The organism is Treponema endosymbiont of Eucomonympha sp. (assembly GCF_001028545.1).
The window spans coordinates 1-5,278 of sequence record NZ_BBPW01000059.1 but is presented as its reverse complement, the minus strand read 5'-3'; the positions used below and the strand labels follow the sequence as shown (position 1 = coordinate 5,278).

11 protein-coding genes are annotated in these 5,278 nt (G+C 54.7%); all 11 read left to right on the top strand.

Translation table 11 applies throughout. The annotated features are described in order from the left end of the window. The first annotated feature begins 242 nt into the window (after positions 1 to 242). The 11 genes from AWU74_RS03875 to AWU74_RS03830 all read left to right on the top strand — a co-directional run bounded on the left by AWU74_RS03875 (position 243) and on the right by AWU74_RS03830 (position 5,273). On the top strand, positions 243 to 701 hold the full coding sequence (locus tag AWU74_RS03875; RefSeq protein ID WP_062429206.1) for a hypothetical protein: 459 nt from the start codon (positions 243 to 245) through the stop codon (positions 699 to 701). Between the two features lie 213 nt (positions 702 to 914). Beyond that, positions 915 to 1,250 carry a helix-turn-helix domain-containing protein gene (locus AWU74_RS03870; RefSeq protein WP_062327802.1) on the top strand — a complete coding sequence of 112 codons (336 nt, stop codon included), beginning with the start codon at positions 915 to 917 and terminating at the stop codon, positions 1,248 to 1,250. Positions 1,251 to 1,866: 616 nt separating this feature from the next. After that, on the top strand, positions 1,867 to 2,478 hold the full coding sequence (locus AWU74_RS03865) for a bifunctional DNA primase/polymerase (RefSeq protein ID WP_238580155.1): 612 nt from the start codon (positions 1,867 to 1,869) through the stop codon (positions 2,476 to 2,478). A 25-nt stretch (positions 2,479 to 2,503) separates the two neighbouring features. Further along, complete coding sequence (locus AWU74_RS03860; RefSeq protein WP_062327795.1) at positions 2,504 to 2,689, top strand: hypothetical protein; 186 nt, start codon at positions 2,504 to 2,506, stop codon at positions 2,687 to 2,689. Further along, positions 2,686 to 2,856 carry a hypothetical protein gene (locus tag AWU74_RS11525; protein WP_162482104.1) on the top strand — a complete coding sequence of 57 codons (171 nt, stop codon included), beginning with the start codon at positions 2,686 to 2,688 and terminating at the stop codon, positions 2,854 to 2,856. The genes AWU74_RS03860 and AWU74_RS11525 overlap by 4 nt, the downstream gene beginning before the upstream one ends. A 21-nt stretch (positions 2,857 to 2,877) precedes the next feature. Then, entirely contained in the window at positions 2,878 to 3,201 is a 324-nt protein-coding gene (locus AWU74_RS13160) for an AAA family ATPase (RefSeq protein WP_062327793.1), read from the top strand. Further along, positions 3,195 to 3,377 (top strand): AAA family ATPase, encoded by a 183-nt coding sequence (locus tag AWU74_RS13155; protein WP_062327790.1) that lies wholly within the window; start codon positions 3,195 to 3,197, stop codon positions 3,375 to 3,377. The genes AWU74_RS13160 and AWU74_RS13155 overlap by 7 nt, the downstream gene beginning before the upstream one ends. Then, positions 3,362 to 3,775, top strand: a complete 414-nt coding sequence (locus tag AWU74_RS03845; RefSeq protein ID WP_062327787.1) for a hypothetical protein — start codon at positions 3,362 to 3,364, stop codon at positions 3,773 to 3,775. Before AWU74_RS13155 ends, AWU74_RS03845 begins: the two co-directional genes overlap by 16 nt. A gap of 61 nt (positions 3,776 to 3,836) precedes the next feature. Further along, a protein-coding gene (locus tag AWU74_RS10210; protein ID WP_438816355.1) for an IS5 family transposase occupies positions 3,837 to 4,612 on the top strand; the annotation gives its coding sequence in 2 pieces (ribosomal slippage) (positions 3,837 to 4,203 and positions 4,203 to 4,612; 777 coding nt in all). A 68-nt stretch (positions 4,613 to 4,680) separates the two neighbouring features. Continuing rightward, positions 4,681 to 4,851, top strand: a complete 171-nt coding sequence (locus AWU74_RS11520) for a hypothetical protein (RefSeq protein ID WP_187150821.1) — start codon at positions 4,681 to 4,683, stop codon at positions 4,849 to 4,851. A gap of 41 nt (positions 4,852 to 4,892) precedes the next feature. Then, positions 4,893 to 5,273, top strand: a complete 381-nt coding sequence (locus tag AWU74_RS03830; RefSeq protein ID WP_062327778.1) for an IS5 family transposase — start codon at positions 4,893 to 4,895, stop codon at positions 5,271 to 5,273. The last annotated feature ends 5 nt before the right edge of the window (positions 5,274 to 5,278 follow it).

Sequence of the window (5,278 nt, the reverse complement as noted above, 5' to 3'; positions counted from 1 at the left end):
GCCGGAATGTTTGGAACTGTATAAGGCTTTAGGCAAGGGCTACACGGGCGTTATGGCGGACGTGTTAGACTATGTAGCCAAAAACCCCGCGCTTTTGCAAAGCATAACAGCGAAATAACCACGCCGCAGAGGAACGGGCAATCATAGCCGAAGGGCGCAAAAGGGTACCGTGAGCACTCGGTGATTGTACGCAACAAAAAACCCTCTTGACATGCTGATGTTTTTTGTGTATGCTACTATGCATGAAGACGATTGTGTATTGGCGCGATTTGAAGCCAAAATTCGACAGCGACGGGCACCCAGAAAACGAAGCCGCACGGGCGTTCGGCATGAGACCCGCAGAGCTTGCCCGCACATATTGCGGACATGCGTCTGTGTGGGGCAGCATACAATCCGGTCAACCGGCGGGCGGTGAATATTCGTATGCTATCCGCGCTATAAACAGCGGACACTGTCAGTTTGTTGACCACGACGGTCGCCACCACCACACCGGACTACGTCGTTTGGATTTAGGAAGCACGAGGCGACAAAAAGACCAGGAAGGAAGCTTGTGGTGTGGTCTTGCGCATGCCCAACAGAAAATTGTGCAAACCCTGCGCGGTGCAATCGTCAACCCGATTTTTCAGGAGGCGCACATAAAAAAGACACTTGAGCAAGACCTGCGCGCGCTGGAAAACGGAGTATGTAAAAACAGTGAGTAATTTGAGTAAGTAGCATTTCAGTTTTTTAACATACATAAGAGATGTAGCCGACAGCGGGGTTAGCAGAAGCGAGGAGCCGATAACTACCGCCGTTGGCAGGACAGGTGCCGTCGTGTATGGCATCTGTCCGGCGCGAACGAAAGTAGAGTAGCGCCTCCAAAAAAGACACACCACCCATACGGGATAGGTGTGTCTTTTTTGGAGGCGTTACAAATGGATTTTGTAACCCCAAAAACAGACACGGCGTTACCGCCGCTATTCTATTCTCTCAAGCAAGTATCCCAGCTTTTGGGGCGCAGCAAGGTAAATATCTCTCGGCTGACAAAGCTGGACAGGTTGCCGTGCGTCCGCATAGGCGCGTACCCTTACTATGCAAAAGCGTACATTGACGGGCTTGTAGCGCAGGCTATAGGCACCCCCGCACAGCGCAAAACGGCAGCCTCTGCTGCAATCGAAGCATTTAACCGCCTTATCAACGCCGCCTCGGACTATGGGGAGATAGGCGTTATCCTCACACTCCACGCGGGGGGAGGTACGCCGCGTCTCTGAGCAGTGCATCCGCACGGTGCAGAGAGGCACGAAATGACCCCCTACCCGAAAAGTTGACCGCCAAAGGTGCAATCAAAGTGCGCTGCGCCGATTGTTACGGCAGCAGATGTACGGACGACCGCTGCCCTTTATACGGACTGGCAAAGCCGCATAGAGGCGCAGACCGGTACGCGGCAATCCGCCGTTATTGCGGCTGTTGCATGAACGGCTTGCCGGTGCGTCAGTGCTCTTGCGCAGGTTGCGCGCCATTCGCAGGTACCGCGGCGCAGCCTACGGTCGCTCTTAAAATCAATTTTGAAGACGAAAAGACCCGTGCTGGCTTGATTGTGGGCGAGGCAAAACGCACGGTCGATAGTTTAGTTACCCAGCGGAAACCGACCCGTAAAAACGTACTGCCTGCGGAAGGGGGCAACGTATAAGCGCCGAGATAAAAAAATGCCCGCCGATTGGAGACCGGACGGGCGCAAGCGCGAAAGAAATAATTGCTATAGGCAATATACCGCAAAACGCCGGAGTTTGCAACCTCTCCGAAGACGAACGGGAAGCCTGTGAGGAACGCGCCGCAATCATGGAATACGAGGGCGGTTTGCCCCGGACAGACACGGAAAGGGCGGCAATGCGACTTATTCTTTCGCGCCGGACGCGGCAGGGAATTGACGCGCTGGAGGCTGCCCTGTCGGCAGGCATTCCGCTGAAACCCTTCTATGCAAAAAGCGCCGATGGCGACCCCGCGAGCTATTCCCTTGCGCTGCCCCTGCAACACGGCGATCGGTACAAGGCGCACCTGCGGGGCTGGCTTGTATTAGACGTTGACCGCAACCACAGGGACGGCGCGGACGGTCTCAAAACGTTTATTGCCTGCCTTGCGCGCCTGCGGAAAAACGGGCAGGCGCTGCCCTCTTATCTTGAAGCAGTCCTGCAATCGGGCGGCGTGCCGGGCTTTCCGTGCTACGCGGAAACACCGGGCGGCGGGTGGCATCTGTACTTTCGGCATACGGGCGCGGAAGTATCGGGCAGGTTCGGCGCGGGCGTGGAATACAAAACCCAAAGCATCACGGCAGCGGGCAGCTATAAGACGGCAAGCCGTATATCCTACACAGAAACTACTCTCGCGCGCCGCCCGTACCGTATTTTATCCTGCCAAAGCCAAAACAGGCTCGCGCAGAGGCATCGCCGGCGCGTCCGAATGCGCTGGCTGGTGTTTGTTTTTATACCCCCCCCCCGCTAAAAAGGGAACGCTTGAGCAGTGCCTTTTGCAAAGCAAGCGCAAACACGCGGGGGAGGAGCTGCATTTTATCGTATTGCGGGCAACGCTGAATGCGCTTCACAGCGGATTTTCGCGCGCAGAAATATTCGCCGCTATGCGGCGAGACGCCGACCTTTCCAAGCACACGCAGCTTGAAAGCACCGTCCGGTCGACAAAGGCAAGCGCGGCATGATGGCTATCGAACTGCGCGACTATTGCGCGACAATCGACCGCAGCGAATTGACCAATGATAAGGTGCTATCGCTATGCAGGGAAAACGGGATACCGCCGGACGCGAAAGAGCTTAATGATGTATTCAAGATGTTTCTGCCGCCGCCCGAGCCGGAAAACACGGAATGAGGCACGTCTTTGTCATGCCTAATGAAAACTGAATTTCCCGACACGCCGCCTCTTGTAGAAGGGCTTATCTATCAGGGGCTGACGATACTCGCCGGCGCGGCTAAAATCGGGAAAAGCTGGGCGGCGCTGCAGCTTGTAGCCACGCTTGACCAAGGCGGAGCCTATCTAGGAAGTCTGAAAGCGGGAAAGACCGACGTATTATACTGTGCGCTGGAAGACACGCCGAAGCGGATACTGAAGCAGGGCGGCGAAGTGGCTTTTAACGGCTCGCGGGTTGAGACGATAAGGAGAAACCCGAAGACCTTAAGGAGTTTTTGCAGACGCATCCCAACTTCCGCGTGGTAATAATCGACACGCTGCAAAAAATGCTGGACATTCAGGATATGAATGATTACAGCCAAACCGTAAAAGGCATATCTCTATTGAAAGATATAGCCGATACGCTGGGCATTGCGGTGGTGGTTATTCACCATACCCGCAGGGCGCGAACGGGGACGGCGACCACATGGAAAGCGCATTAGGCAGTACCGGCATAAACGCGACCGCTGATACCACGCTCACCATAAGACGGACGCGCGGAACGAACGAGGCTACGCTATCGATTACGGGTCGGGATGTTGAAGATGCCTGCTACGCGCTTGCGTGGGAAAGCGGAATCTGCTCGTGGGCGGTAACCGGACAAAGCTCTTTAGTCCCCGCCGGAGTACTGGAACGGCTCGGCAAGAATGAAAAGCTCACGCTTAACGTCCTGCAAGGGTTAGAGGGAAAAACGAAAGGGCAACCCGTTGCCGTTACAGAATGGAGCGCGAAATGCCGCAAACGTATTGATAGGCAAGCCTTCTACAGAGCGAAAGAGGCGTTGCCTGCGTCTGGAAAAATCATAATAGACGAGAGGGAGGCAGTACGGTCTGTTGTGTAGGCACGTAGTCAAATCTCTAGGCAGTGTGGACTGGATAGGGGAAAAGAGGTAAAATAGAGGCATGAAAAGAAATGAAGGCATTCACCGGCACGATATAAGCGACGAGGCGTGGGAACGGATAAAAGAACTGCTGCCCGGACAGGCAGGGAAACGCGGGGGAGTGGCGAAAGATAACCGCCTGTTTATCAACGCGGTAGCGTGGCAGACGCGCACGGGCGCTCCGTGGAGGAACATACCGCCGGAATTCGGGAATTGGAACAGCATACACAAGCGGTTTTGTCGCCGGCGGGATAAGGGAATATGGAGAACGCTGGCGGACGCCGCAATAGGCGAGCCTGCCGGGGATATCTTTATGATAGATTCGACGTATATCAAGGCACACGCGGACGCATGCGGGGCACAAGGCGGCAGTCAGGACATTAGCCGCACAAAAGGGGGCTGAACAGCAAATTGCACTTGGTAGTCGACGAGTACGGGATACCGGCAGGCGGCATTGTGACAAGCGGTACTGTCGCGGACTGTAGCCAAGCGCCTCTCCTTATGGAGGATTTGGAGGCGGAAGCGTTCCTTGCGGACAAAGCGTATGACACGAACGAACTGCTCGATATGCTTAAGGAAGCGGATATAGCAGCCGTCATCCCTCCGGTTAAAAGCCGGAAAGAGCAGAGAGCGTACAGTCATGAACTGTATCGGGCGCGGCACGTCATTGAAAATGTCTTCCGCGCCCTCAAGCGTTGGCGGGGAATTGCCACACGCTACGCAAAGCTCACCGCTTCCTTCATCGCCGCCATTCATGTCAGGTGTTTATTCCTCTATCTTCCAGTCAACACTACCTAGGTAGTGTTGACTAAAGAGGAGGAGAGAGGTAAAAAGGGAGATATGAATGAAATACTCCACAGCAAACTATGGAATATTTCATTAAAATCGTTTTCGGCACCCTCAAACGCTGGCGAGGAATCGCTACGCGCTATGCAAAGCTTACCGTTTCCTTCATCGTTGCTATTCATATCAGGTGTTTTCCTTTACATCCACCTTCAAGTCCACACTACCTAGAACAGTGTCTCTCGTTAGGCTAGGCAGTGTGGACTAAAAAAGGGAAAAGAGGTAAAATAGAGGCATGAAAGAAAAAGAAGGTATTCACCGGCACGATATAAGCGACGAGGCGTGGGAACAGATAAAAGACCTGCTGCCCGGACAGGCAGGGAAACGCGGGGGAGTGGCGAAAGACAACCGTTTGTTTATCAACGCGGTAGCGTGGCAGACGCGCACGGGCGCTCCGTGGAGGGACATACCGCCGGAATTCGGAAACTGGAACAGCATACACAAGCGGTTTTGCCGCTGGCGGGATAAGGGAATAGGGAAAATGCTGGCGGACGCCGCAATAGGCGAGCCTGCCGGGGATATCTTTATGATAGATTCGACGTATATCAAGGCACACGCGGACGCATGCGGGGCACAAGGCGGCACTCAGGACATTAGCCGCACAAAAGGGGGCTGAACAGC